The 22,291-nt window shown below is 59.3% G+C and carries 25 protein-coding genes, 2 pseudogenes and 1 other annotated feature; of the genes and pseudogenes, 9 read left to right on the top strand and 18 right to left on the bottom strand.

The window, feature by feature from the left end; genetic code table 11:
• Nucleotides 1-9 precede the first annotated feature (9 nt).
• The 16 genes and pseudogenes from WCE05_RS06475 to WCE05_RS06550 form a co-directional block, all read right to left on the bottom strand.
• A protein-coding gene (locus WCE05_RS06475; protein WP_368815619.1) for an IS3 family transposase occupies nucleotides 10-1,232 on the bottom strand; the annotation gives its coding sequence in 2 pieces (ribosomal slippage) (nucleotides 10-947 and nucleotides 947-1,232; 1,224 coding nt in all).
• Nucleotides 838-954, bottom strand: a sequence feature (AL1L pseudoknot). Its footprint overlaps the gene before it by 117 nt.
• 186 nt (nucleotides 1,233-1,418) lie before the next feature.
• Nucleotides 1,419-2,213: a DNA adenine methylase gene (locus WCE05_RS06480; RefSeq protein WP_368815620.1), complete on the bottom strand. Its 795-nt coding sequence runs from the start codon at nucleotides 2,211-2,213 to the stop codon at nucleotides 1,419-1,421.
• A 152-nt stretch (nucleotides 2,214-2,365) separates the two neighbouring features.
• Nucleotides 2,366-2,923, bottom strand: coding sequence for a lysis system i-spanin subunit Rz (locus WCE05_RS06485; RefSeq protein ID WP_368815621.1), 558 nt, complete (start codon nucleotides 2,921-2,923; stop codon nucleotides 2,366-2,368).
• A pseudogene (locus WCE05_RS06490) lies at nucleotides 2,920-3,117 on the bottom strand (glycoside hydrolase family 19 protein); the annotation flags it as partial. The gene WCE05_RS06485 and the pseudogene WCE05_RS06490, both read right to left, overlap by 4 nt.
• Nucleotides 3,116-3,583 (bottom strand): annotated as a pseudogene (locus tag WCE05_RS06495) (major capsid protein); the annotation flags it as partial. The pseudogenes WCE05_RS06495 and WCE05_RS06490, both read right to left, overlap by 2 nt.
• Before the next feature lie 62 nt (nucleotides 3,584-3,645).
• Complete coding sequence (locus tag WCE05_RS06500; RefSeq protein ID WP_253081156.1) at nucleotides 3,646-3,993, bottom strand: head decoration protein; 348 nt, start codon at nucleotides 3,991-3,993, stop codon at nucleotides 3,646-3,648.
• Between the two features lie 2 nt (nucleotides 3,994-3,995).
• Nucleotides 3,996-5,153 (bottom strand): head maturation protease, ClpP-related, encoded by a 1,158-nt coding sequence (locus WCE05_RS06505; protein WP_368815622.1) that lies wholly within the window; start codon nucleotides 5,151-5,153, stop codon nucleotides 3,996-3,998.
• Entirely contained in the window at nucleotides 5,150-6,646 is a 1,497-nt protein-coding gene (locus tag WCE05_RS06510; RefSeq protein WP_368815623.1) for a phage portal protein, read from the bottom strand. Before WCE05_RS06510 ends, WCE05_RS06505 begins: the two co-directional genes overlap by 4 nt.
• Nucleotides 6,643-6,849, bottom strand: a complete 207-nt coding sequence (locus WCE05_RS06515) for a phage head-tail joining protein (protein ID WP_253081159.1) — start codon at nucleotides 6,847-6,849, stop codon at nucleotides 6,643-6,645. Before WCE05_RS06515 ends, WCE05_RS06510 begins: the two co-directional genes overlap by 4 nt.
• Before the next feature lies 1 nt (nucleotide 6,850).
• Complete coding sequence (locus WCE05_RS06520) at nucleotides 6,851-8,887, bottom strand: phage terminase large subunit family protein (RefSeq protein WP_368815624.1); 2,037 nt, start codon at nucleotides 8,885-8,887, stop codon at nucleotides 6,851-6,853.
• Nucleotides 8,888-8,891: 4 nt separating this feature from the next.
• Nucleotides 8,892-9,485, bottom strand: a complete 594-nt coding sequence (locus tag WCE05_RS06525) for a terminase small subunit (protein WP_368815625.1) — start codon at nucleotides 9,483-9,485, stop codon at nucleotides 8,892-8,894.
• 160 nt (nucleotides 9,486-9,645) lie between these two features.
• Complete coding sequence (locus tag WCE05_RS06530; protein WP_368815626.1) at nucleotides 9,646-9,993, bottom strand: phage holin family protein; 348 nt, start codon at nucleotides 9,991-9,993, stop codon at nucleotides 9,646-9,648.
• 512 nt (nucleotides 9,994-10,505) lie between these two features.
• Complete coding sequence (locus WCE05_RS06535; RefSeq protein ID WP_368815627.1) at nucleotides 10,506-10,871, bottom strand: hypothetical protein; 366 nt, start codon at nucleotides 10,869-10,871, stop codon at nucleotides 10,506-10,508.
• Nucleotides 10,868-13,087 (bottom strand): VapE domain-containing protein, encoded by a 2,220-nt coding sequence (locus tag WCE05_RS06540; protein ID WP_368815628.1) that lies wholly within the window; start codon nucleotides 13,085-13,087, stop codon nucleotides 10,868-10,870. Before WCE05_RS06540 ends, WCE05_RS06535 begins: the two co-directional genes overlap by 4 nt.
• Nucleotides 13,077-13,295 (bottom strand): TraR/DksA C4-type zinc finger protein, encoded by a 219-nt coding sequence (locus WCE05_RS06545; RefSeq protein WP_368815629.1) that lies wholly within the window; start codon nucleotides 13,293-13,295, stop codon nucleotides 13,077-13,079. The genes WCE05_RS06540 and WCE05_RS06545 overlap by 11 nt, the downstream gene beginning before the upstream one ends.
• A complete protein-coding gene (locus tag WCE05_RS06550) occupies nucleotides 13,288-13,806 on the bottom strand; it encodes a phage regulatory CII family protein (RefSeq protein ID WP_368815630.1) in 519 nt (172 codons plus the stop codon). The genes WCE05_RS06545 and WCE05_RS06550 overlap by 8 nt, the downstream gene beginning before the upstream one ends.
• A gap of 847 nt (nucleotides 13,807-14,653) precedes the next feature.
• On the opposite strand from WCE05_RS06550, the gene WCE05_RS06555 reads away from it, so the two are divergent.
• The gene (locus tag WCE05_RS06555) at nucleotides 14,654-15,445 is read left to right on the top strand and encodes a LexA family protein (RefSeq protein ID WP_368815631.1); all 792 of its coding nucleotides are present in this window, start codon (nucleotides 14,654-14,656) and stop codon (nucleotides 15,443-15,445) included.
• A gap of 12 nt (nucleotides 15,446-15,457) precedes the next feature.
• On the opposite strand, the gene WCE05_RS06560 is transcribed toward WCE05_RS06555, so the two are convergent.
• Nucleotides 15,458-16,849 (bottom strand): P-loop NTPase fold protein, encoded by a 1,392-nt coding sequence (locus WCE05_RS06560; protein ID WP_368815632.1) that lies wholly within the window; start codon nucleotides 16,847-16,849, stop codon nucleotides 15,458-15,460.
• A gap of 307 nt (nucleotides 16,850-17,156) precedes the next feature.
• Between WCE05_RS06560 and WCE05_RS06565 the strand changes: the two genes are divergently transcribed.
• The 8 genes from WCE05_RS06565 to WCE05_RS06600 all read left to right on the top strand — a co-directional run bounded on the left by WCE05_RS06565 (nucleotide 17,157) and on the right by WCE05_RS06600 (nucleotide 21,060).
• Complete coding sequence (locus tag WCE05_RS06565) at nucleotides 17,157-17,468, top strand: hypothetical protein (protein ID WP_368815633.1); 312 nt, start codon at nucleotides 17,157-17,159, stop codon at nucleotides 17,466-17,468.
• A gap of 9 nt (nucleotides 17,469-17,477) precedes the next feature.
• Nucleotides 17,478-17,762 carry a phage antirepressor KilAC domain-containing protein gene (locus tag WCE05_RS06570; RefSeq protein WP_368815634.1) on the top strand — a complete coding sequence of 95 codons (285 nt, stop codon included), beginning with the start codon at nucleotides 17,478-17,480 and terminating at the stop codon, nucleotides 17,760-17,762.
• Nucleotides 17,763-17,920: 158 nt separating this feature from the next.
• Nucleotides 17,921-18,235: a pyocin activator PrtN family protein gene (locus WCE05_RS06575; protein ID WP_090343911.1), complete on the top strand. Its 315-nt coding sequence runs from the start codon at nucleotides 17,921-17,923 to the stop codon at nucleotides 18,233-18,235.
• A 57-nt stretch (nucleotides 18,236-18,292) separates the two neighbouring features.
• On the top strand, nucleotides 18,293-19,213 hold the full coding sequence (locus tag WCE05_RS06580; protein ID WP_368815635.1) for a hypothetical protein: 921 nt from the start codon (nucleotides 18,293-18,295) through the stop codon (nucleotides 19,211-19,213).
• Entirely contained in the window at nucleotides 19,210-19,659 is a 450-nt protein-coding gene (locus WCE05_RS06585; RefSeq protein ID WP_368815636.1) for a hypothetical protein, read from the top strand. The genes WCE05_RS06580 and WCE05_RS06585 overlap by 4 nt, the downstream gene beginning before the upstream one ends.
• The gene (locus tag WCE05_RS06590) at nucleotides 19,656-19,931 is read left to right on the top strand and encodes a pyocin activator PrtN family protein (protein WP_368815637.1); all 276 of its coding nucleotides are present in this window, start codon (nucleotides 19,656-19,658) and stop codon (nucleotides 19,929-19,931) included. The genes WCE05_RS06585 and WCE05_RS06590 overlap by 4 nt, the downstream gene beginning before the upstream one ends.
• 362 nt (nucleotides 19,932-20,293) lie before the next feature.
• Nucleotides 20,294-20,755, top strand: a complete 462-nt coding sequence (locus WCE05_RS06595; RefSeq protein ID WP_368815638.1) for an N-acetyltransferase family protein — start codon at nucleotides 20,294-20,296, stop codon at nucleotides 20,753-20,755.
• A 95-nt stretch (nucleotides 20,756-20,850) separates the two neighbouring features.
• On the top strand, nucleotides 20,851-21,060 hold the full coding sequence (locus tag WCE05_RS06600; RefSeq protein WP_368815639.1) for a hypothetical protein: 210 nt from the start codon (nucleotides 20,851-20,853) through the stop codon (nucleotides 21,058-21,060).
• A 28-nt stretch (nucleotides 21,061-21,088) separates the two neighbouring features.
• Here the strand turns inward: WCE05_RS06600 and WCE05_RS06605 are convergent, their stop codons facing one another.
• On the bottom strand, nucleotides 21,089-22,210 hold the full coding sequence (locus WCE05_RS06605; RefSeq protein ID WP_368815640.1) for a tyrosine-type recombinase/integrase: 1,122 nt from the start codon (nucleotides 22,208-22,210) through the stop codon (nucleotides 21,089-21,091).
• Between the last annotated feature and the right edge of the window lie 81 nt (nucleotides 22,211-22,291).

Here is a 22,291-nt window from a genome sequence, read left to right on the forward strand (position 1 = left end):
TCGTTTAAGTCAGGCCGCCACGGCCTGATCTGTTTGCTGCTGGTGGAAGTTTGCCTCAGCCTCCGCAGGCGGGATATAGCCGATTGAGCTCAGCAGGCGTTGGTGGTTGTACCAGTGCACCCATTTCAAGGTCGCCATTTCGACGGCTTCGCGGCTCTTCCATGACTGACGGTAAATCAGCTCGGCCTTGTACAGCCCGTTGATGGTTTCGGCCAGGGCGTTATCGTAGCTGTCTCCCTTGCTACCCACCGAGGGCTCTATACCGGCCTCTGCCAATCGCTCAGTGTAGCGAATGGAGACGTACTGACTGCCACGGTCGCTGTGATGGATCAGCCCACCTGTGCAATGCGGCTGACGGGCATACAGGGCTTGCTCCAAGGCATCCAGTACGAAGTCTGTGTTCATGCTACTACTGACTCGCCAGCCGACGATCCGGCGTGCAAAGACGTCGATCACGAACGCCACGTACAGCCAGCCCTGCCAGGTCGATACATAGGTGAAGTCCGACACCCACAACTGGTTCGGGCGGTCGGCATGGAACTGGCGTTGGACGCGATCCAGCGAGCAAAGAGCCTTGTCGCCAGCCACCGTTGTGCGCACGACCTGGCCACGCCTTATGCCCTGTAATCCAGCACGACGCATCAATCGCTCTACCGTGCACCTGGCAGCTGCGATGCCTTCTCGCCGTAACTGCTTCCAGACCTTCACTGCGCCATAGCACTGCATGTTGGTGTCCCATACGCGCTGGATTTCCATGATCAATGCGTCATCGCGTCGAGCGCGGCAGCAACGTAATTCGGGGTTGCGCTGCTGGGCCGCATGCCTACGGTAACCGGACGGGACGATCTGTAAGACGCGGCAGATCGACTCGACCCCAAGACGGTCACGGTACTGATCGACAAAAGCCCTCAGGACTTGGTGCGGCGGTCGAGCTCCGCCTGGGCAAAATACGCACTGGCCAGACGCAGAATTTCATTGGCTTTGCGCAGTTCGCGGTTCTCCCGCTCCAACGCCTTGATGCGTTCGCGCTCTTCGGTTGTCGGGCCTGGACGCTGACCTGCGTCGGTCTGATGACGGCGAATCCAGCCATGCAACGTCTGCGCTGCACAGCCAATCTTCGGCGCGATGGCTTCAATGGTGGCCCACTCGGAGGGATAGTCGTTCAAATGCTCCAGAACCATGCGCACGGCACGTTCACGGACTTCAGGGGAGTAGGTCGTAGTCTTTTTCATGGCCTCATCTTCTCAAGAGTTGAGGCCTCCACGAAACCCGGGGCGGTTCACACAATCCAGCAACAACGCACTCTCTAACTTTCTTCATATTCCTTACTTCGCCACCTGTACTTATCCATGGATCTTAGGCCTCATGCCCGAGAGGCTGCATCCTACAAGATGCAACCTCAAACAACCAAGGCGGCCCTAGAACAGCTGCCCCAGGCGATCAGGGTCCCAATTCAGGATCACCAGTTCGCCGCTGACCTCGGCCTTGCCCTGCCGCTGGTTAGTGTTGCTGTAGCGGATATCCAGGTACTCGAAGTGGAAGCCGTCGAATGCTCGCCGAATGTCCGGGTGGTCGTTGATGCTGACCATTACCCGGCCCTTGCAGCGCCGCATGAAGTCGGCCATGCGCTCGTACTCCTCGAACGGGAAGTCGAGCCCATAGCCGGCGGTCTGCCAGTAGGGCGGGTCCATGTAGAAGAACGTGTGCGCCCGGTCGTAGCGCTCGGCGCAGTCGAGCCAGGAGAGATTTTCCACGTACGTGCCGGCGAGGCGCTGCCACGCGGCCGAGAGGTTCTCCTCGATGCGCAACAGGTTGATGGCCGGCCCGGTGGTGGCGGTACCGAACGTCTGCCCTGTGACCTTGCCACCGAAGGCGTGCTGCTGCAGGTAGAAGAACCGGGCAGCGCGCTGGATGTCAGTCAGCGTCTCCGGACGGGTCATCTTCTGCCACTCGAAGATCTGGCGGGAGCTGAGCGCCCACTTGAACTGGCGGACGAATTCCTCGAGGTGGTTCTGCACCACCCGGTAAAGCGTCACCAGGTCACCGTTGAGGTCGTTGAGCACCTCTACCGGTGCAGGTTGAGGTCGCATGAAGTACAACGCGGCGCCGCCGGCGAAGACTTCGACATAGCATTCATGAGGGGGAAAGAGAGGGATCAAGCGGTCGGCCAGGCGGCGTTTGCCACCCATCCAGGGGATGATTGGAGAGGTCATAAGGTTGCAAGTCTTTACTGTATGGATAAACAGGTGTTAGGCTCGCCGCGCTTTGTGCACAAGGCAGAGGCCACGGCTGGACTTGCAGGAAGGGTCTGCGGGTTCGGCGGGCCGGGCTGGATGTTGGCGCATCCACCCGGCTCGCCTCTTTACTACTTGGTGACTTCGCGCACGTAGGCCTGGCAGGCCTGCAGTGCGATCAGCCCCCGGTCGCCTTCGTCGGTGATGGCGACAATTCGTTGAGCATGCGCTCGGTCAAGTTCGGCGCGTACGGCTCCATGAACCAGGCTTCCGGCGCCGGCGGCTTCTCGCAGCCCACCGTCACAACCCTGGGCGGCAAGGGATCCGGCGTCGAGAAGGACTGACAGCCGCAGGTCAGTAGTAGCAAGCCTGTCACGCAGGCGAGCCTGAGTTTGTTGAGCATCATTCATCTCCTTCCAGTGTGCCTGGTTCTGTTCCTGCAGGCGGGCTTCCAGGGCGCGACGGGCGCCCTGCTGTTCTGCCAGCTGATCGAGCGCCGCCGCAGCGGCCTCCTCACGCTCACGGCTGTGATCGCGGTCCTTTGCCGCCAACTGGCTGCCATAGTCCGCCGCCTGGTCGGCGAGCTGCTTGCCGTAGGCGTTGGCCTGCCACAACCAGGCGCCACGCCCACCCAGGGCCAAGCCCAGCAGCAGCACCAGGCAGGCCAGACGCCAATCCAGCGCCTTCACTGCAGCACCTCGAGCGCACGCTTGTAGAGCGCCTTGCGATCCTCCAGACCGTTGGTACCGCCGTTGATGCGCTTCGTGATGGCCAGGAAGTCGGCCTTATCGGCCAGGCTGTTGAGGCCGTTCTTGTGCCAGTACCAGCCTGCCGACATCGCGGCATAGACCGGATGCTCGAGCAGCTCCGGCGTGCTGAGCATAGATGTCGAGCAGCACCGTACTGCCGTCGGCATCCAGCACGTAGCCGTTCAGGGCACCCATACGATGGAACTCGTGGGTGGCGTCAAGGTTGCGGCGAGCCTTCGCCAGACGCTTATTGACAACGTCCTGGACAGCTTGCAGCTCGGTCTGCTCACCGAAAGCACGAATCCCCTGGACTTCATCTGCCTTGATGGCAAAGGTTTCAGGCAAGTGAACGGTGTTGAACGGCAGCAGGATCCGCTTGCTGCCGTTGACCACCAGCCCCGAAGTACCACGCTCACCCGCTGGCACCAGGGCCAGGGTGTCGCCGTCCTTTTCGACTTGGACGGTCACCGTGGTAACGCCCTCCTCCTCGAACAGCCCCAGCTCTGCCAGTCGGCCCGGCACGAAGGGCTGTTCGTTGATCGCAGCCGTGAGTGCGGGGACGGTGAATGCGTTGTCTTCAAAAATCTCGATATCAGCCATGAAGGCCCTCCAGAAATGCAAAACCCCGCACTTGGCGGGGCTGAAACAGGGTTGGCTCGCTATCAGCGAACGATGATGAACTGCGCCGCCAGGGACTTCTCAGCGTCGAGGTCGAGGCCCGTCAGCAGCGCTTCGCTGACCTCGGCGAGACGTACAACCGCTCGCCCCCGGCGAGCCACGTCCGAAGCACCAACGGCAGCGAACAGGATGCACTTGGCCGTCTCGCTACCGTCCTCGGCCTCCGGGTTATACGGAGCGAACTGGCCGGTGGCACTGAGCTGGCCCAGAAGCTGGCCAGCGACCAGGGCGGCACCAGGTGCCAGTTCGATGACTTCACGGGAGATCTTCCCAGCACCCTCGGACAGCAGGAATTCACCGGCATGCACCGGTTCCACATAGTTTTTGCTCATGCTCAGGCTCCTTTGCCGGTGCGTTGTTGAGCGGCCTGCCGGCGGGCAGACCAGATATTGCTGGGGTTGGGCAGCTTCGCCTTGACCTTCTCCGGCTCGTCGTCGGCTGGCGGCAGGCTATTGTCGATCTCGAAGCCTTTGCCCGAGCCGACCAGCTTGTCGAACAACCGCGCCCGAACAGCTGTCGCGTCCAGACCAGCGCTCACGAAGTCGGCAGTCATCTCTGGCAAGCGCGCCGCAACACAGAGATCGCGCACGGCTTTGGCACGGGTCAAGGCGGCCTGTACCGTGGCTTCGTCGGCCAGCTTGGTGGAGGCAATCAGTGGCGCCACCAGGTTGCTGATGCCGGCCTTGGCACACGCCTGGGTGATCATCAAAGCCAACGCCGTCGAATCGGCCGCTGGCGGCGCTACCGGCTCACCCTTCGGAGCGGGTTCGCTCGGGGTGTCCGACTCGGCCTGGCTGGCACGCAACTGATCCAACAACGCTTGCGGGGTGTTCCGGTAGCGCGCCAGGGCGGTGCCCTGCCCCAAACACGCCTGAACCTTGACGCCATTGCCGATCTCGTCAGCCAACCCCAGCTCCAGCGCCTCTTGGGCCGTGAGCCAGGTTTCGTCGTTGATCAGGCGTCGCAGCTCGGCATCATCGATATCCGGCGCTTTGGCCTTGTAGGCGGCGATCATTGCCTCGAACGCCTGGTCGAGCACATCGGCCACCCGACGGAGATCTTCCGCATCACCACCAACCCAGGTGTAAGGGTTGTGGATCATCAGCATGGCGTTCGACGCCATGATCACACGGTGAGCGCCACACACTGCGACGCTGCCGGCACTGGCGGCCAAGGCATCGACCCGGCCAGTACAACGCTCACCCAGCCGGCTCAGCGCATTGTGGATGGCGAGGCCCTCGAACAAGTCGCCGCCATTGGTGTTAAAGGCCACCACGACTTCCGAAACGCCATCATCCACTGCCTTGAGGTCCTGGATGAACTGGTTGGCGGTGATGCCCCAAGCACCAATTTCGCCGTAGACATAGACCTCGATGACCTTGGCTCCAGACTCACCTTCAGTTGCTGCGGTGATCCTGTACCAGTGTTCATCCTCGACCTGCTGCGTGGACTTGGCCTTGTTGAAGATGCGAAACGGCATCAGCGGTTTCATGTTTTCCCCTTCTCGTCGGGCTCATCTGGCTCATCCTCGATGGCCGACAAGCTGCTGTATTTGAGGCCCAGGCCCTTTGCCCGAGCGATATCGGCGGCGTTTTCTTCGTCCACGATTTCCGCGTCGGTACCAGACCGCAGGCACATCTCGCTGCGCGAGGCAAAGCCCGCGCCGACCTCGAGCATGCGCGACTGAACGTCTTGAACCGGGTGGATGTAGGCCCAGCCTTGTGGCACCCACCGCGTACGCAGGTACTCGCGACGCCTCTGGGTGTAGTCCGCCAGGTCCAAGGCCCCGGCCAGCACCGCCATGTCCATCCAAGCCGCCCGCACCGGGCGACACAGCTGATGGACGTACACCTGGAACTGCAACTGCTCCAGGCGACGCCGAAACTCGGTGAGCACCACACGGATCGCCCGGTCGTTCACGTCGCGCATGTCGCCGGTCATCAGCTCGTAAGGCAGGCCTGCCCCTGCTGCTGCAGCCATGAGTTGCTGCCGCATGAAGTCGGGGTAGTTGTTGCCGCCGTCAGGTGGATCGGAGAACTCAACCTGCTCGCCCGGGAGCAACTCCTGCATCGTGCCCGGCTCCAGGGCCACCATCGGCGTGAAGCCGTCACGGTCGTGCGTGACCGGAGCACCTGTGACCATATCCAATGGTGGAGGCCCTACCCCTTCCGGCGCCGGCTTGCGAACGAAGCCGGCGAACAGGTTGGCCACCTCCTGACGGAACAGCACCGCGTCGTCGTAGTTGTCCAGGCTGCGCAAGCGCTTCAGTATCGGCGCCAACCGGGGCACCCCGCGCAACTGGCCGGGCTCCAGCGGCTCGAAGATGTGCAACATCTCTTCGGCCGGAACGCGCACCAGAAGGTTGTGACCGGCGTTGAGCGAGGCCTTGTCGCTGGGGTGGTTGCGATAGCAGTAGTAAGCCACCCGGCGCCCGATGCTGTTGAACTCGATACCAGCGCGGATCACATTGCCGGACCGGGTGACCTCGAACTTGTCGTGCGGCACGAACTCCGGCGCGAGGCACTGTAGTTGCAGCGGTACCGCCAAACCGTCTTCCAGACGCCGGGGCCGCAACCGCACGAAGCATTCGCCCGACTGCTCGACCGTGCGCGCCACCAGGGCCTGCTGGCCGTAGAAGTCGGTGAGTTCGTCGGCGTCCGACTCGTCTACCCAATCCTCCCACAGCACCTGCATGGCGTTGCGCAGGGCCTTGTCCAGCAGCCGAGGTTGAGGGGTGATGCCGGTACCAATCAGGTTGCTGACCCGCTTGTCGATCACATTCGCCGCATACGGGTCGTTGCGCACCGCCGCCCGTGAACGCGAACGCAGGTTGCGCAGGGCCGGCATGAGCAGGCTGTTGGGCCCTGTGTCCGGGGCATCCCAGCCAGAGGAACGTCGCCCCTCGGCGGCGCCTTCATAGCTGGCCTTGATTCGCTCCGGCACCAGCAGGCCGGAGCGGGTGAGAGTGAGGTAGCGGCCGCTCACAGCCCTTTACCTCCGTGGTAGAGCCGAACCACTCGGGAGCGCGGCCCAGCGGACTGGGCAAGCTCCGTGCGGATCAGGTCACGGGCCCGGATGAGTTCGTCTACCGAGCGATACTCAACGGTACGATCGCTGTAGCGGACGATCCGTTCGCCACGCGCAATCGCACGCTCGACAGCCGCGAGGTGTGCCTGGGTGTATGCCATGTCAGCGTCTCTTCAGATAGCCGCTGCTTGAGCTGCGGCGTTGCATTGGTTGAGGTGCCGGACGAGGTTTCGGCGATGGGGCCGAAGGAGCCGGCCGGGCTGGGGGCTGCGGTGCTGGCTCTTGCTCAGTGCCCGGCTCGAGATCATCAACGTCAGCCTGCTCGGTGACAGATGGCTTCGCAGGCGCGTGCTCATCGAACAGACTGGCCTGGGCCAGGGCCTGGCGAAGCTTGTCCCAGTCATGCTCGCCGTAGCGGTGCAGCCCGAGGTAGTGCGCCATGGCCAGGTTGTACACCATGAGGTCCAGCGCTTCGTTGCGCTCGGCCTTGCCCTTGACCCACTCGATGCGCTTGTAGCCCTTCACGTAGCGGGCGATCTTGCGTTCAACCACACATTGCTGGAAGAACTCGTCAGGCAGATCCTTGGCGAAGTGCAGCGCGCCAGGCCCCGACTCGAAGCTGTAGCGGTTGTAGATCCAGTCCTTAGCCGTGTCGGTACCGATCATCCACAGCTCGGCACCATTGCGTTCGGTCTGGCCCTTCCAGGTGACATCGACTTGGGACGGGCGCTGGGCGATGACGGGACGACCCGGTTTGCTCGCCCCCTTGAGCGCGAACACGTTGCGCCAGCGACGCACCCTGGTGAACTGGTACACCTCATGGGTGTGGTGACCACCGGAGTCGATGCCGGTGGCCAGGATGCCCAGGGAAACGCCGCAAGGGTGGCGGTATCGAACCTTCAAGCGCTCGTCCAGCAGTGCCCAGGTGCGCTCATCGGCTGGATCGCCAGGGATTACCTGGTGATCGACCACCCAGCGCTCCATACCGGCGCCATAACCCATGGTCATCAGCTCCAGGCGGTTGGCCTGGACGTCGACGGCAGAGGTAAGCGCCAGGACGCCCACGGGCAAGGTGCCGAGCACGTAGTCTTCCTGCAGGGCTCGAGCCTGGAGCACTTCCGCCTTGGTCTGCTCGACCGCGCTGTCCCAGACTTCCGCCAAGCGGGTGTTGTAAAACACCTGCATGGGCTCAAGGTCGCCGCGATCCTGCGCTTTCTTGGCCTTTTCGTACTGCTTGGCCAAGTCAGACCAGGACACCCACCCCAACGGCGAGTAGAGCGCGTTCAGGTGGAAGCCCACCGTCTCTCCGTCGCCCTTGGCATGAGCGCGCCACTCGCCCTTGGCCAGCATGTCACCCTTGTGATGTTCTTCGATCAGCACATCGCACTCAGGCCCGGCACACTGGTAATGCACGGTGGCGAAGTCCGGCGAGTACAGCAGGCGCTCCCACTGGAGCACCTGCATGTGGCCGCAAGTCGGACACGGCACGTAGTAGTACCGCTGATCGCTCTGCTGGAACAGGTCGTCGATCCGCGACGCGCCCTTGATGGTAGGCGAGCTGGAGAAATAGAACTTGGCATTACGCCCGAAGGTACTGCCACGAGTTTCCGCCAGCTCGATAGGGTCGCCCTCTTCATCAACGTCCACGTCCCAGCGGTCGACCTCATCACCGTAGACGAAACGCGCAGCCAACTCTGCCAAGTTGGAGGCAGAGCCAGCCGTCGTGGCGTAGAGCGTGCCGCCCTCAAACTCCTTGGTGTCCATGGTGTTGCGCGAATCACGCGAGCGGTTGGCGGCGACTCGTGCCTTCAGCTCAGGGGTGACAGCGATGGTCTTGCCGATCCGTGATGACACGCGCTTGGCCAGCGCAAGGCTGGGCAAAAGCGTCAGGATGTTAGATGGCGACATGTGGATCAAAGCCCCGATCCAGTTCAGGGCAATCTGCGTTTTCATCAGCTGCGAGGCAACCTTGGTGATTACCCGCTTGCAGGGGTGAGCAGGTGACAGGCAGCGCATGGGTTCACGGGCATACGGCGTACGGTCGGTGCGGTACTTGCCGGGCTCGGCGGCGCCAGTGTCACGCGGGATCCGCATGAACTCGTCCGCCCATTCATCGACCCACAGTTCCGGGTCGGGCATCAGCCCTCTGCAATACGCCTCGCGGTACGCCTTGGCACCGTCAGCGTATCCGGTAGGCATAGGCTCAGCTCGGTGTCATGGCTCTTTCGAGGTCGGTGTCGTTCATCTTCGCGGCGTCCGTGAAGACGCGGCGGAAGGTGTCGGTAAGGTGTTTCTCGATGTCCCAGGAGTCGGTCATGCCTGCGACTTCGGCGGCAAGCTGCGGGGCGAGGCCGAAGAACTGGTCTCGAAGCATTCGCCCAGCAGCAAAGGCCGCTTCCTCGACCGGCTTGCGCTCGACCAAGTTGCCCTGGACCTTGTGGAACTCAGCTTCGGCAAGTTGGGCGAGATAGAACTCGCGATGCGCCCTCGCCTTCTGGAAATCCAGGCCCTTGCCGGGCTGCTGAACCACCGGCTCAACCGCCAGCTGCACCGCAGGTATATCGCCGGCCAATTGGAGCTGGCTGCGGACATCCCGCTCCACACGATTTTCTTCATGACGGGCCGCGACAGCGGCCTTGCTGGGGTCAGCGGATTCGGCCAGTAGCGCCTCGGTTGCTTCGACATCGACCTTGCCGTCGTCGGTGAGCACCAGGCGGTCCTGCTTGGCCAGTTTGGAAACGTAGGATTTCGACCATCCGTGCCGGGCAGCGAACTCCGATTTGGTCAGGTAGCTCATGCTGGAATGTCCAGTTCACCCAATGAATTCAGGGGGTTAACCAGTTCACCGCAGTTCACTAAGCTGGTGAACCTCCCACTAACGCAGAACCGCGGGTTTCCCGTCCCGTACCCCGGCCAAGTCGCCAGGGTCCCCTGCCCCGGCCAGGGTTTCGGCCAGTTCACTGACCCGGCTCGCCACTGCGCGGCGGCATCTCGCAGACGCCCAGGCGCTTGGCGGCCCAGCGTTCGTACAAGCCGATGGCGACATCGGCACCCGCCATCGCGGTCAGGCAACCAATCCCGCCCGCCGTCCAGATCGACATGCCCGCCGAGTAGAACAACATGATCGTGGACAAGCCACACACCACGCAGGCCCCCGACCGCAATACGATTCGGCGCAGCAAAGGCCAGCCCCGCACACCGGCCTTGTCGGCACGCCACATCTCGCCGGCCACCCCGCCGACCAGGGACAGCACGATCACCATCCAGATCGGTGCTTCGGCCAACGCTTGTTGTTCGCTGTTCATCGAATCCCCCAAATGCAAAAACCCCGGCGCCAGGGCCGGGGTTTTCAGTGTTTGGCGGGCTGCTTTGTGCGCCCGCACGTCTCGAAGATGGGTACTTTTTACAGGTCCAGTTTCCTGGCAGCAAGCAAGTTTTAATGCCACCCCGCAATAAGGGGTAAACGCCTGGGGAATGTCTGGCAAATGTCGGGGGAATACACCACCACGGCTTAGCTTCACTTTGGCGCTGACCCATAGGGCCCAAAGGGAGCGGTGACGGTGGGCCTAATAAAACCCTTTAAAATCAAGGGCTGTCCCACCGTCTAACTGTTCTAACCCCTTTCCCGTGTAAAGAGAGAGATTAAAAACACGCTGCGCGCAAATGCGCGCGTAATGCGATGCACGCGCCTTACGTGTGCGCCCATGGGGGGCGGCGGGACGGTGGGACAGCCCGCGATTTGCGCGGGCTGGAGCTGGGCTGACCTGCAAAAAATGCGGCAGGACCACAGCGGGACGGTAGGACCAAAGGTGGCGGATCATGCAGCCTTCTTCCCCTTCAATAGCCCTTGAATAGCCACATGGGCCTGGTGCAGGCGCTCATAGTACGTCTTTCTGCTGCACCTGCAATACGCCATTTTCTGCTCGAGCAGGCTGTCATGGTTGCAGTAGTGTTCACGGACAATGACGTACAACTGGGGCTCCAGGTGCTTGTTCACGATGATCTCGATGTCGGCAGACACATCAAGCAGCACCCGGCTTCCTCTGGTGCCTCGGATCAGGTCGCCCTGACAGTCCATGAGGAGCCCAAGCATGCTACCACCACCTGAACCGCCGAAGCGCTCGCATGGCGTGTGCAGCTCTTGCGCCCACAGCTTCAGCATCTCATCGATATGCTTGATCAAAAGCATTCCTCCTTCGGCGCTGGTGGCTGCTGCTCCAAGGCGCTGGTGCGCCCCCAGCCCTCGGGCTTCTGGTACGCCCAGGGCCGCTTGCCACTCTTCGGTAGCGCGGCGAGCCGCCGACGCCGCCACCCCAGGCGGTGCATGATCGACCCCACGCGCATCTGCTCGGGCTTGCCCCAGTGGCCAGGGTCCAGGTTGAGCGCCTGGCCCAACACCTCGCTCCCAGTGACCGTCTCTCCGACCTGCGATTCCTCCAGCCATTTGAGGATCGGTCCTTCCCATTCATCCACCACGAAGCGCTCTTCCTGCTCGGTAGTGAACAGCTCCTCCTCCTCCCGAGTGGCCCACCAGATGTCACCGGCCTGGTAGCAGAACATGGCCTCGGCCCACAGCTGGTCACGGACCCGGCGCAATGCCTCCAGATCGACCTTGACGCAAGCGACCGGCCAATAACGCCGGTTACCGGTGGCGTCCTTGAGGTATTCATCCTGGTTGGTGGTGCCCGCGAAAACACACTGGCGTGGCACGTCGCTCGTTCTTCGCCCATAGCTTTCGCGGTAGGTGTCGATGGAGGCCGAGAAGAATTGCTTGGCCTTGGTGCTCTCGGCCTTGTTGAAGCTGTCCAGCTCGCCCAGCTCGACGATCCATTTGCCCCGGATCGCCTGGAACGCGTCCTTGTCGCCCAAAGTAAACGGCGTGTCCATGAACCATTCGCCCCCAAGAATGCCCAGGGCCGTGGACTTACCCTCGCCCTGCGCGCCTTCGAGGATCATCACCGCATCCGCCTTGCAGCCGGGCTTCATCACACGGGCCACCGCCGAGATCATCCAGCGCTTGCCAACCTTGGCGCTGTATTCGTTCCGAGGGACGCCGAAGATCTCATGCAGCCAGCGCTCCAGACGCGGCACACGATCCCACTCGAGCTTGGCCAGGTAACTGCGCACAGGATGGTAAGCGTTGTCATGAGCGACAATGCTCACCGCTTCGACGACGTGGGAGGCCTTCACGCGCAGGTTCTTCTGCTGGGCCAGCCACTTCATCACGCGCATGTCATCGATATCGCTCCACTCACCAGGTTCACCACCATAGGGTGCAGCCCGCAGACGCATGATCTTCGAGCTGAAGGCGTTGTAACCGATCACCCCGCTCCACCGCTCATCGTTGGCCAGTATCAGCTCGACGTTCTGCATGTGCGCGATGAGGGCGCCATTTTCGGTCCGGGCCAGCATGTCTTTCCACCCCCCCGTGGCCGGGGGCTTGATCACCGCCGTGACCTGCCGACGCACCGCCTCGAGGCCTTCGGCGCAGTGCAGGTCGTTGAAGTCGGTCCACTTGACCTCGCGGTCGCCGGAGAAGATCGGACCGACAACTTGGCCGCCGACCACCACCGCCGCGTTGTTGGCCTTTTCCTCGCCGGGATTCCAGGGCTCGCCCGTGGGCCGCTTAGTCTTCCAGTCGTCATCGCGGCAGATGATGATGGACCGGCCCGGGAAGCGCTCGCGCATGTGCTTGGCGACCGCCATCAGGTTGCCCGCGTCGAAGGCGATGGCCACCGCCCGGGAAGTCGCCATGTGCAGGCTAGCGCCGGTGGCGTAGCCCTCACACACCAGCACCGGCTCGCCCGGCTCAGGGTGGCTACCGATCATGTGGAACGCACCCTCCTTCGCCATGCCAGCCGGCCAGTAGGACTTGTCGCGCCCGGTATCCGCCTGGGCCTCCGGGTAAATCACCTGCAGGCCGACGATGGCATTCTGGGCATTCTGCATCGGGACGAGCACCGCGCCCGACTTCGGTGCATAGCGAACGCCGAAGCCAACCACCTGCTTGCGATCCAGGTAGGCGCTACGCCCCTTCACAGGCATGCGCTTGAATAACGCCTCCGCACGTGAGGCCGCACGACGGGCCGCATTGGCAGCGATCTCCGCTGCCCGCCGCTTGGCGTCGGCCTGACGGGCGCGCATCACCTCACGCTCTTCCGGGGTCAGGCCACGACCGTCGGTTTTCACCTTTTGTGTTTCGCCCAGGCGCCAATCACCAAAGCTGCCGAAGATCAGGGTTTGACCTTTCTCGGTCAAATGCTCATGCAGGACATACCAACCGTTCTTTTCCTTGCCCTTGTCATCTTTGGTGCGGCAGCGAGTCAGTTTGCCGAAGATCAGAGGCTGGTCAGGCTGAAGGCCATAGTCGTGCAACTGGTCGAGAACTTTATCGAGCATGACGAGCCCCTTGCTTCTCGTTTAAGACCTGGCAATCCGTGCAGCGCATGCAGCCTGGGGCTGCTACCCGGCGTGCCTGAGAGATTGGCTCATCACAATCCACGCACTCCTCAAGAGAGACGCGCACGGGGGGAGGCTTGCGGGCTGCCAGCGCCAAGTCCAAGTGCCACTGGGCGCGATCATTCGCCAAATCAGCAATATCAGCCACGACGCGCCCCTCGAGTGGTCTGGTTGACGTACTCGGCACGGCGGTACATGCCGAGCAAGCCCTGGATGCCCCGGAAGACTTGCTGTTGAATCTCCGCGAGTTCCTGATCGTCGACTTTGCCGTCGCCGATGCTGCGCGCCCAGGTTTCGGACAGGTTGGCGACCTGGCGGAAGAACGCCGCAAGGCCCATGGTCAAGGTTTCGGGAACGTCATGGCTGTAGGCGCCGGAGAGCTCTTGCCAGATGGTGTCGCCGACCAGAGCATGCACCGAGTCGAGGATCCGCGGATCTTTGGTCAGCTCGAGGATCTCGCCGAATTCCTGGACATTGACAATATGGGTGGGATGGGTGGGGGACAGCTTGTGCTGGAGTGTGGTGGCGTTGCGGCCAGTGGTGGCCGCGATGGCAGCAGCACCGCCTGGGTAGTCACGTACAGCATGGTACAGCGCGAGTTCGAGCGGCAGAACTTCGCGCTTAGCGCGCTCGAGGCAGCTCATTGCGGTTCGGCTCATGGCATTGTCCTTGTCGGTAGCCAGTGCCTGCGGCGTGCAGTGGTGGTGCATGCACCGCATAGCGGTTGAGAGAGTAAATAGCCGGTTAGCGGAGGCCTATAAGGCCTCGGGCCGGGGCGTCTATCCATCTACTGCCCCAGGCGAAACAACCACCTCCCGTGGTGAAGGAGGTGGCACCCAGGCTCCCTGCCTAGGCGGTGCGATCAAGGCAAACAGACCTATGTGGTGTGTCCGCATACCCATCACGCGGCCCGGCAGCATCGTGGTGCTACTGCTGAGCTCTGGAGGCGATCACTTGCCTCCGTTCTGGCACGTGGCATTACGCCATGAAGGCTGCCAGTGCCAGCGACGAGCGGTGGTGTTACACTCGCCGCGTGGCTTGAGAGAGTCACTGCCGGTGCATTCCAAGGACTACACCGATAACGCCGCCCATCTGTGGTGGAGAAAGCGGCTCCTGGCACGCGTGTCAGGATCTACGTGGTCAAGGACAGTTGTTTCGTGGTGTGCGCCACATCCTTGAACGCGGCCCGGTAGCACTGTGGTGGTACTACTGGGGGAAACGAGGCGGCCTTTGGGTCGCCTTTTTTCTTAGCTGCAGGGCTTTCGGGGTGCAGCAGCGTCGAGTAGCCACGCAGCGTCGAAGGGGCGACCCTTTTTGGCAGCCGCAGCAGCTAGCAGAGCTGAGTAGTTCGTTTCACCCGTATACTCAGTACGTGGCAGGACAGCGGATTGGCGCCATTTATTTAGAGCTTGGACTGACCTCCCACATAGGCGGGAAGCAGCACCTATGCCACCTACAGCATCGAATGCCATCGCCACCGGGTTATCAGCCATCTGAGAAATCGCCATGCGGCCTCCTTTTTGTCAACTTCCGGTTGATATTAAACATCAACTGACTATTGCGCAAGTCTTGTGCAACCATCAACTCATGGTTGATAAAAATTTCTTACGCACGCAATTCACCTCTCGCCTGCACCAAGCCCTTGACCAAGCAGGGGTGCGCCAGCGCGGGCGAGGCGTCGATGTTCATAAGGCTCTGCAGAAGCGAGGAGTGCACAAAACCACCCAAGCGATTAGCAAATGGCTCAACGCTGAGTCGATCGCAGAGCCGGACAGCATGGTTGCTCTTAGCGATTGGCTTAGGGTGAGACGAGAGTGGCTCGAGTACGGAACCGGTGAAAAGGATGAGGCGAGCGACGGCTCCCAGCCGGGAAATATCTCACCAGTTTCTGAGACAATGGGAAAAGTGCCTCTTATATCCTGGGTTCAAGCAGGTGCTTGGTGCGATGTTACAAGCAATATTGACGCGTACGCTGCCGAACGCTGGTTATCTTGTCCAGTCCCAATCAGCCGCAATGGTTATGCACTTCGAGTTCGCGGCGACTCGATGACAAACCCTGCACAGGGTAGAAGTTATCCGGAAGGTTGTATCATATTTGTTGATCCTGATGTTGAGGCAATCACGGGCGATCGTGTAGTTGCAAGGCTCTCGAGGACTAACGAAGCGACCTTCAAAGTGCTAGTCGAAGATGCCGGAAAGTATTACCTCAAGCCAATTAACCCGCAGTATCCGATAATCCAAATAACAGAGGAGACAGTTATCTGCGGGAAAGTCATTGGCTCATTTACACCAGAATAACAATCTAGATTTCTACATTTGGAAATTCTCAAGCATCTCTACTCTCCGAATCAGCGGCTGAATCCTGACTCTTGATCTGATGCCCTGATGGTATTCGTACAACTGAATAACCCGACCTGCATAATACTGGCTAAGCTCAGTACCTTCAGACTGCAGTCTTTTTAGCCCCTCAATTTGAAGCTTAACCCATTCCGGGTCTTTGCTTGATTGCGCTGACAAAATTTCAGCATGGACGAATTGATGAACCATTTCAGAGGACTCATATCCAGAAGAAAATACTTTGGGTATAAGATCGATAGACCTCTGAGCTTCGCTGCCACCCACGACGAACCCTTCATAAGCCAAACGGTCAAATTCCTTTAGATAGATCAGATAAAGCGTTATATCAGGATGAAATGGTTGGCTGACGGGAGTGCTGATAATCAAGAGTTTCAATCGAGTGAAGAGCTGCTCGATTGATCGCAGCGATAGCTTTTGTGACTTTGCGAGAAGCTGCATGCTGCTACGCAAGCTTTGTCCATCACGCTGGAGATCTTGCATGCCCGTTGATCTAAAGTAAGCTTCAAAATCATTGTGATCAAATAAATAATCGACAAAGACATCTAAGTCCGGCTCTGGCAAGCCATATTCGATATCAATAAAACGCTTAAGATAACCTGCCGCATCGAAGTCAGCCCCGTACACGGCCTTCACACTGTGTGCTAGCTGAGTCTTGTCCAACGCTAGCACGAATATCAAGCCTGGTATATCCAATAAATGCTTGATACGCTCAAGCAGCTCAATAGCATAAGTAGGCCTGCAACGATCCAACTCGTCTACAAATATGCACAGACGCCCCAGCCCCTCGTTCTCCTCCGTCCCAACCAGCATCTTTATTATATTTTCTTTAAAAACGTCGATTAACTCCTTATTTTTTATATAGCTCTCAATGAGGTCGTTTGAAAGCGCCCCTGCTAAAGCTGAAGCTTCACCTTCAAGCGCTTGTTCTAAATCTATAACACCAGCGGTTCCAACTTTGACAGCGACGGGCACCACACGCTTAAGGATCTGGCCCCCAGCGCTTTTGGCTTTTTCCCAGGCTCTTTTACCGAAACTGTCCTGAAGCTGGCTGGAGAGAAAAGCATTCATCTCTCCCAGAAATGCAAGCAACGGATCAGAGGCGAAATCTGTTTCCCAAGCACTAAAATAAACAGCATTAGTTTTCTGAGATGCCAAATTCGCGTGGAGCATTTTAAGAAAAGTGGTTTTGCCAGCGCCCCACGGAGCATTGATCGATAGAACTAAAGGGGCCTCAACATTAGAGAGCAGCACGGTTAAGTTATCTACGTATTCCTTTCTACGTAACCTATCATTTTCATAAATTGAATCTGGATCTACCTTAACAGGAAGAGTTTTGAGTCTCATAAGTAGAGAGCCTTCGTAGTGGCGTTAGGCCTTACTCTACCACTGACCTGCTGGTTTGCGCGGAGAATGATGGTTGACATTTAGCAACCGCTGGTTGATATTCGCTCCACTCTTCCACCACAGAGTGAGGCAATACCATGCACACCACAGCTTCCTTGCACGTCCATCCGGCCGCTGCATCAGTCGACTTGATCTTCAAAATTCGCCGCCTCGCTAGGCAGCACGGCTGCGCGTTTTCCACCACCAAACGACCAAAGCTTCCATCCCCGTTCCGCCCCTCCACGCCGGACGATGGAGGGCACGCAGCATGAGCTATGCACTTAGTCAAAACTCCTTTGCCTGCCTGACGGCGCAGACCAATCTGTCCGGGCAGTTCACCCACACCCTCCGCGACGAAGCGAATGGTGCCCGCATCAAGGCCACCCTGCAGACCGAGGTCTATCTCGACCAGCTCACCGTGACGATCCGCATGGGTTCCACGGTGAACAGCCTGACCGTGCCCGCGAACAACCTTGGCAGCGCGAGAAAGATCGCGGCGCACCTCGAGGCCATTGCCAACGGGAAGCTGGATACCGCTGACATGCCTCCGGCCGAGCCTGTGCTCGCCGACGCGGCGTAGGAGGTGACCGTGGAACGCACCCTTGCACAGACTGCCAAGCAATTGGGGATCAGCCGCAACGAGCTGATCCGTCGAATGCGTGAGAAAGAACTGCTGAACGAGCGCAATCTGCCCCGCTACCCCACCCGTGACCGCGAGTACCTGCGTATCAAGGAGGGCAAGTGGTATCACCCGACCTCGGGTATGCAGTACAGCGAATCGACTCGCGTGAAGCAGGCCGGGATCCCCTGGCTGGCGGAACGTCTCGCGCTCCAACTTCAAACACCACCGGAAGACAAGCGTTATGCGGCCTAGGCAGTACGCGGCCCAGATCCTCCAGCTCAAAACCCGTGCGGAGCGCAACGAAGCGCTCCTGCAGGTCCCAGAGGAATGGCGCGATCTGGTACGCAAGCACTGCGAAATCACCTGGAACCATCCGTCACGCCACAAGCTCAGGGAGAGCCCGAAGCCTGATGAGCACTACCGACCAACTCGCGCTGCGCCTTCCGCACGCACCTGATGCAACCACCGTGGAGCTGCTGTACCGCACCTTTGGCGATGTGCTCATCCCACTCGAAAAGGTGCGCGTGCAGTACTTCCGCAACCTCAACGAAGACACTTTTGCTGAGCAATTGAAGGTCGGCCGGATCTGCTTGCCCGTCACCACGCTGGACAACAGCCAGAAAGCCTTGAAGTTCGCCCATATCCGCCATGTTGCCGCCCTGATCGACAGCAGGGCCTACCTGGCGGACGAGAAGCAGTCCCGCCCAACCGAGCAAGACAAGTAGGACCACCACCAGCAAGAGCCGCCACCACCGGCCCGCACACCACAAGGAGTAAGAACCATGACAACTCAACAGGTCGTCGCCCTCTTCGTCATCTGCCTGTTCATCATCGGGCTGTTTGCCTACGCCTATTTCCTGGGCAAAAAAGCAAGTCGTGCCAACCACCCAACCGGCTTGCTTTTCGATTCCCCGCCGCGCGCAGGACATAGCCGCCCCACTTCGGTATCGCTGCAGATCTCTGCATCGGAGGGAAGCGGGCACGATATGACGCAGGCGATCCGCGATTCCATTCCCGCTTCGTTCCGCGAGGTTTCCAGCATCGACGCGCAGAAAACAAAGAGTCTCTGCTGCGAAGCAGCAGGCATTATTCATCCCCTCAGCAGCCCCGCCGAGGCGCTGATACCCCACGACATGCTGCGCGAGGCAGCGCCCTTTGATGCAACGCTAATCGCTAAAAATCGCCCGCACGCGCAGCCTGCCGAGGGGTATACGCACCCTTCCGCCATCAGCTGCATCGTCGCCGCGATGGACGCGACACTGGCAGATCAGGCCGGGACCTACGTCACCTCGGAACAGATGGCACAGGCGATTGAAGCCGCCCTACAGCAAGCCGGGTTCCTGAGCCCAACCGACGAGTCCTGGCAGGTCGTCCGCGCCCGCCTGGACGAATCGCTGGTCGACCGCGAGGCAGAACAGCGCAAACACCACCACACCGTCGCCAACCTCAAGCGCACCATCACCGAGCTCGAGGAGCGGATCATGTCATACACCGGCCTGGCGGTGACCAAGTCTGACTACGCCCTCCTCATGGAAACCTCCAGAACGCTGCGGGTTGCCGAACAGACCATGAAAGCGCTGAAGTCTCAGTTGGCAAACCAGGCTGCGGAGCAAGCCGCTGGCCTCCAGGCGATCGCCAAGCGGATCCATGCCCAGCTGCGCAGCACCGCCCCCATTTCTGCTCGCACGGAGAAGTCAGCATGAGCACGCACAAACATCACTGGCGCACTGCCGATCCATACGATGGTGGCCTGCACTACTGCCAGAAGTGCGACCGCTGGGCTCAAGGCGAGCGCCCCGAAGCCAACGACTGTCCCATGTCTGACGCAGAACACACTGCCGTCGCCTGGCTCGGCCCGGCCGGGCTATATCGCAATCGCCTGGTCGCCGTACAGAACGGCGAGCAGCGCCTGCAGCCTCTCTCCATCGATCAGCTGTTCGAGTACGCACACCGTTACATATACACGGAGATCGCCGAGGGCTGGAAGCCCGACCTAATTAATCGACTGGCCCTTCGTTATGTCGAGGACAAGGCAGCGAACTCTTACTCTGAAGCGAATACCGATAAAGCATTGGCAGCAGTGGATTCAGCACGCCCCCTGCTAGATGAAACAGAAAGACAAAAGAGCAATGGGGAAGCACACGCATGAACACCGCTTTCGTTCTCATGGCGCAGTACAACGGTAAAGCAATCATCTCGCTCGAGCAGGTATGTAGCGACTACTTTACGCACCTTACCCCTGATATGTTCCAACGCAAAGTGCTCGCCGGACAGATCAAGCTTCCTATCACTAGGCTCGAAGCGAGCCAGAAAACTGCTCGAGGCGTCCACATCGCTGATCTAGCTTTGTACTTGGATGAGCAACGGGATGCCGCCCATAAAGAGTGCGCACAATTGAATAAAACGTTACGGGCAGGCTGACAATTAATTTCACCTCACTTAAACAGAATCTCCCGCCAAACCATCTGTTTGCACCCGCCCCGACCCGCCAGTTTAGCCTTCTTCGATCAACTACCGCCAATGGCCGCGCAGTATCGCCGGCCATTGAGCGCGGACGATATTGTTAGGACTCTGAAATATCCTGCAGCCTCAACCTTTGCCTCTGCACCTCCAGTACCGCCCAACAGCGGCTATCGAAAGCGAATGTCATTACACTTTAAAACACCGACCTACTTGACATTAACAAATGATTTTACGAATGTAATCATTAACGTGAATACCGGCTATTATCCCCGTCCCCTTAACCATAACCGCGGCATCCCAATAATATAGTGATAACACCTATGTCCAACTTAACCTATCACCCTGCCAAGCCCGACGACGCTGCACTGTGCATCAAGATCCGAGGTATGACGCGGGAAAACGCATTTTCTGAAGAAGAGCTGAGAGAGTTGGGCGTCACTGCCGAATCTTGGAGAACTGGTATCGCAGATGGTAGCTGCCCTGGCTTCATCGCCTGTGCGAGTGGCGACATGATTGGCTATTGCTTTGGGGATCGAGATACTGGGGAAATCGTTGTCTTGGCCGTCCTACCTGAATACGAAGGGCAGGGAGTCGGCAAAACACTGCTTGGGATGATGGTTGAAAAACTCAAAAAACAGGGATTTCATCGTCTGTTCTTGGCTTGTTCCAGCGATCCCAATGTTCGCTCCTATAGCTTCTATCGGTATCTAGGATGGAGCCCGACAGGAGAAAAAGATCAATTCGGAGATGAAATCCTCCAAATCCAGCTGAAAAATGATTGACGCTTTCGAACACCCTCCGAAAGGGGGTCAATAGATTGGAAAATGTGGTCAGCTAGGCTATTTATTTGTCATTTAGCCCAAGGAGATGAGTATCGATGGATAGCGAGCCAACAAACAGAGAGGTCGCAGATGCAATAGGAGTAGAGGAAGCTCAAGTGGAGCGATACCGTCAGGAAGCATTGCGGCTGGGCGATGGTTCTTGGCTCATTCATTTTTCATACGACATGCCAAAAGAGTTGCGCCACCACTTCGCCGGAAGTTTTACTGCGGTCGTCTCAGCTGGCAGCAAGCAACCCAAAGCATGACTAGCAGGAGCTCTCGCTACCCAGCCTGCTAGTCAACCCGGGCGCCTAGGGTCACTGGAGAGTGGACGATCCGCTCCAACCACTTCCAATCTTTGTATCGATCTCCCCTTCCACGAAGATGGGTATATCGCCGCAGCGAGTTCCAATCCCTATGACCTGAGACGCTCGATACCCGCGGTATGTCCCAATCCATTTCGAACAAGCGGCTTACACCTTCATGGCGTAAATCATGAAAGTGTAGGTCTTCCACACCGACCATCTTGCATGCCCTCGACCAGGCCGTACCGATTGAATCAGTGTTGTAAGGAAAGATCTCAGCGCACTGACGCGGCATGCTTTGCACAATCCTCCACGCCTCATCTGGCAAATGGCACCACACATCGTTGCCAATCTTCTGCCCAGGATTCTTCATGTCCCGCACTTTCACCGCCTGACGGTGCTCGTCTAGGTCCTCCCATAAAATGCGTGCTATTTCATCCATACGGCGCGTAGAGAAAATTGCAAACGCCATTACCTTGGGCATATGGATCACACTGGGACGCCGCCGCAGCATATCGAAAAAATGCTCGAGCACCTTATCGATCTCTTCCAACATCGGTCGCCGATCCCGCTCACGGCTCCTCATGTTGTAGCCGAATTTCTTTAATACAAGCCGAGCATCAGGCATCGCCTGCGGATTAATCTCATACCCCCATGCCGCTCTGGCCAATGACAACACAGAGCCTAGGTGCGCTAGGTCATTGCCCGCCGTCTGGGGCTTGATTCCTCCCCCTTCGGGACTCATCCGCCAAAGGGCATAGTCCACCAGCAGCTGCTGACTGATATCAGAATCCAGCTTCTCACCCAGGTAGCTGTTCTTGATGGCATTCAACGTGCGCCGCTTCGTCTCGCCCAGCGGCCGGGCTTTCTCGGCCTCGACCAGGTAGCGGTCGATCATCTGCTTGATCGTGTGCCCTACCCGACTCGCTCTCTCGATTGCACCAGGCTCTGCCAACTCGGTTTCCCGTCGCTTCGCCCAGGCCACCGCTGCCTGTTTGCGGGCGAACGTCTGACTCTCTTGGTAAACTGTCACTTTGTCGCGGTTGATGCGGATCTGAGCTGTGTAGCTGATGGTGCCGTCGGCCTTCTTGCGGGGTCTGATCGTTGCCATGAGAATTGGTACACGTCCTAATTCGATTGGTACATTGTACCAAGCGCTTGGTAAAAACGCCCCCAAACACCCGAAAATCGG

Origin of the sequence: Pseudomonas sp. I2, assembly GCF_040984075.1 — a bacterium.
In the GTDB taxonomy this organism is placed as follows: domain Bacteria; phylum Pseudomonadota; class Gammaproteobacteria; order Pseudomonadales; family Pseudomonadaceae; genus Aquipseudomonas; species Aquipseudomonas guariconensis_B.

Bases quoted from the DNA above. Each gene is read 5' to 3' on its own strand.
- WCE05_RS06480 (WP_368815620.1), bottom strand. From the start codon at position 2,213: ATGACCTCTCCAATCATCCCCTGGATGGGTGGCAAACGCCGCCTGGCC.
- WCE05_RS06500 (WP_253081156.1), bottom strand. From the start codon at position 3,993: ATGAGCAAAAACTATGTGGAACCGGTGCATGCCGGTGAATTCCTGCTG.
- WCE05_RS06505 (WP_368815622.1), bottom strand. From the start codon at position 5,153: ATGAAACCGCTGATGCCGTTTCGCATCTTCAACAAGGCCAAGTCCACG.
- WCE05_RS06515 (WP_253081159.1), bottom strand. From the start codon at position 6,849: ATGGCATACACCCAGGCACACCTCGCGGCTGTCGAGCGTGCGATTGCG.
- WCE05_RS06520 (WP_368815624.1), bottom strand. From the start codon at position 8,887: ATGCCTACCGGATACGCTGACGGTGCCAAGGCGTACCGCGAGGCGTAT.
- WCE05_RS06525 (WP_368815625.1), bottom strand. From the start codon at position 9,485: ATGAGCTACCTGACCAAATCGGAGTTCGCTGCCCGGCACGGATGGTCG.
- WCE05_RS06530 (WP_368815626.1), bottom strand. From the start codon at position 9,993: ATGAACAGCGAACAACAAGCGTTGGCCGAAGCACCGATCTGGATGGTG.
- WCE05_RS06540 (WP_368815628.1), bottom strand. From the start codon at position 13,087: ATGCTCGATAAAGTTCTCGACCAGTTGCACGACTATGGCCTTCAGCCT.
- WCE05_RS06550 (WP_368815630.1), bottom strand. From the start codon at position 13,806: ATGAGCCGAACCGCAATGAGCTGCCTCGAGCGCGCTAAGCGCGAAGTT.
- WCE05_RS06555 (WP_368815631.1), top strand. From the start codon at position 14,654: ATGCGGCCTCCTTTTTGTCAACTTCCGGTTGATATTAAACATCAACTG.
- WCE05_RS06560 (WP_368815632.1), bottom strand. From the start codon at position 16,849: ATGAGACTCAAAACTCTTCCTGTTAAGGTAGATCCAGATTCAATTTAT.
- WCE05_RS06565 (WP_368815633.1), top strand. From the start codon at position 17,157: ATGAGCTATGCACTTAGTCAAAACTCCTTTGCCTGCCTGACGGCGCAG.
- WCE05_RS06575 (WP_090343911.1), top strand. From the start codon at position 17,921: ATGAGCACTACCGACCAACTCGCGCTGCGCCTTCCGCACGCACCTGAT.
- WCE05_RS06580 (WP_368815635.1), top strand. From the start codon at position 18,293: ATGACAACTCAACAGGTCGTCGCCCTCTTCGTCATCTGCCTGTTCATC.
- WCE05_RS06585 (WP_368815636.1), top strand. From the start codon at position 19,210: ATGAGCACGCACAAACATCACTGGCGCACTGCCGATCCATACGATGGT.
- WCE05_RS06590 (WP_368815637.1), top strand. From the start codon at position 19,656: ATGAACACCGCTTTCGTTCTCATGGCGCAGTACAACGGTAAAGCAATC.
- WCE05_RS06595 (WP_368815638.1), top strand. From the start codon at position 20,294: ATGTCCAACTTAACCTATCACCCTGCCAAGCCCGACGACGCTGCACTG.
- WCE05_RS06600 (WP_368815639.1), top strand. From the start codon at position 20,851: ATGGATAGCGAGCCAACAAACAGAGAGGTCGCAGATGCAATAGGAGTA.
- WCE05_RS06605 (WP_368815640.1), bottom strand. From the start codon at position 22,210: ATGGCAACGATCAGACCCCGCAAGAAGGCCGACGGCACCATCAGCTAC.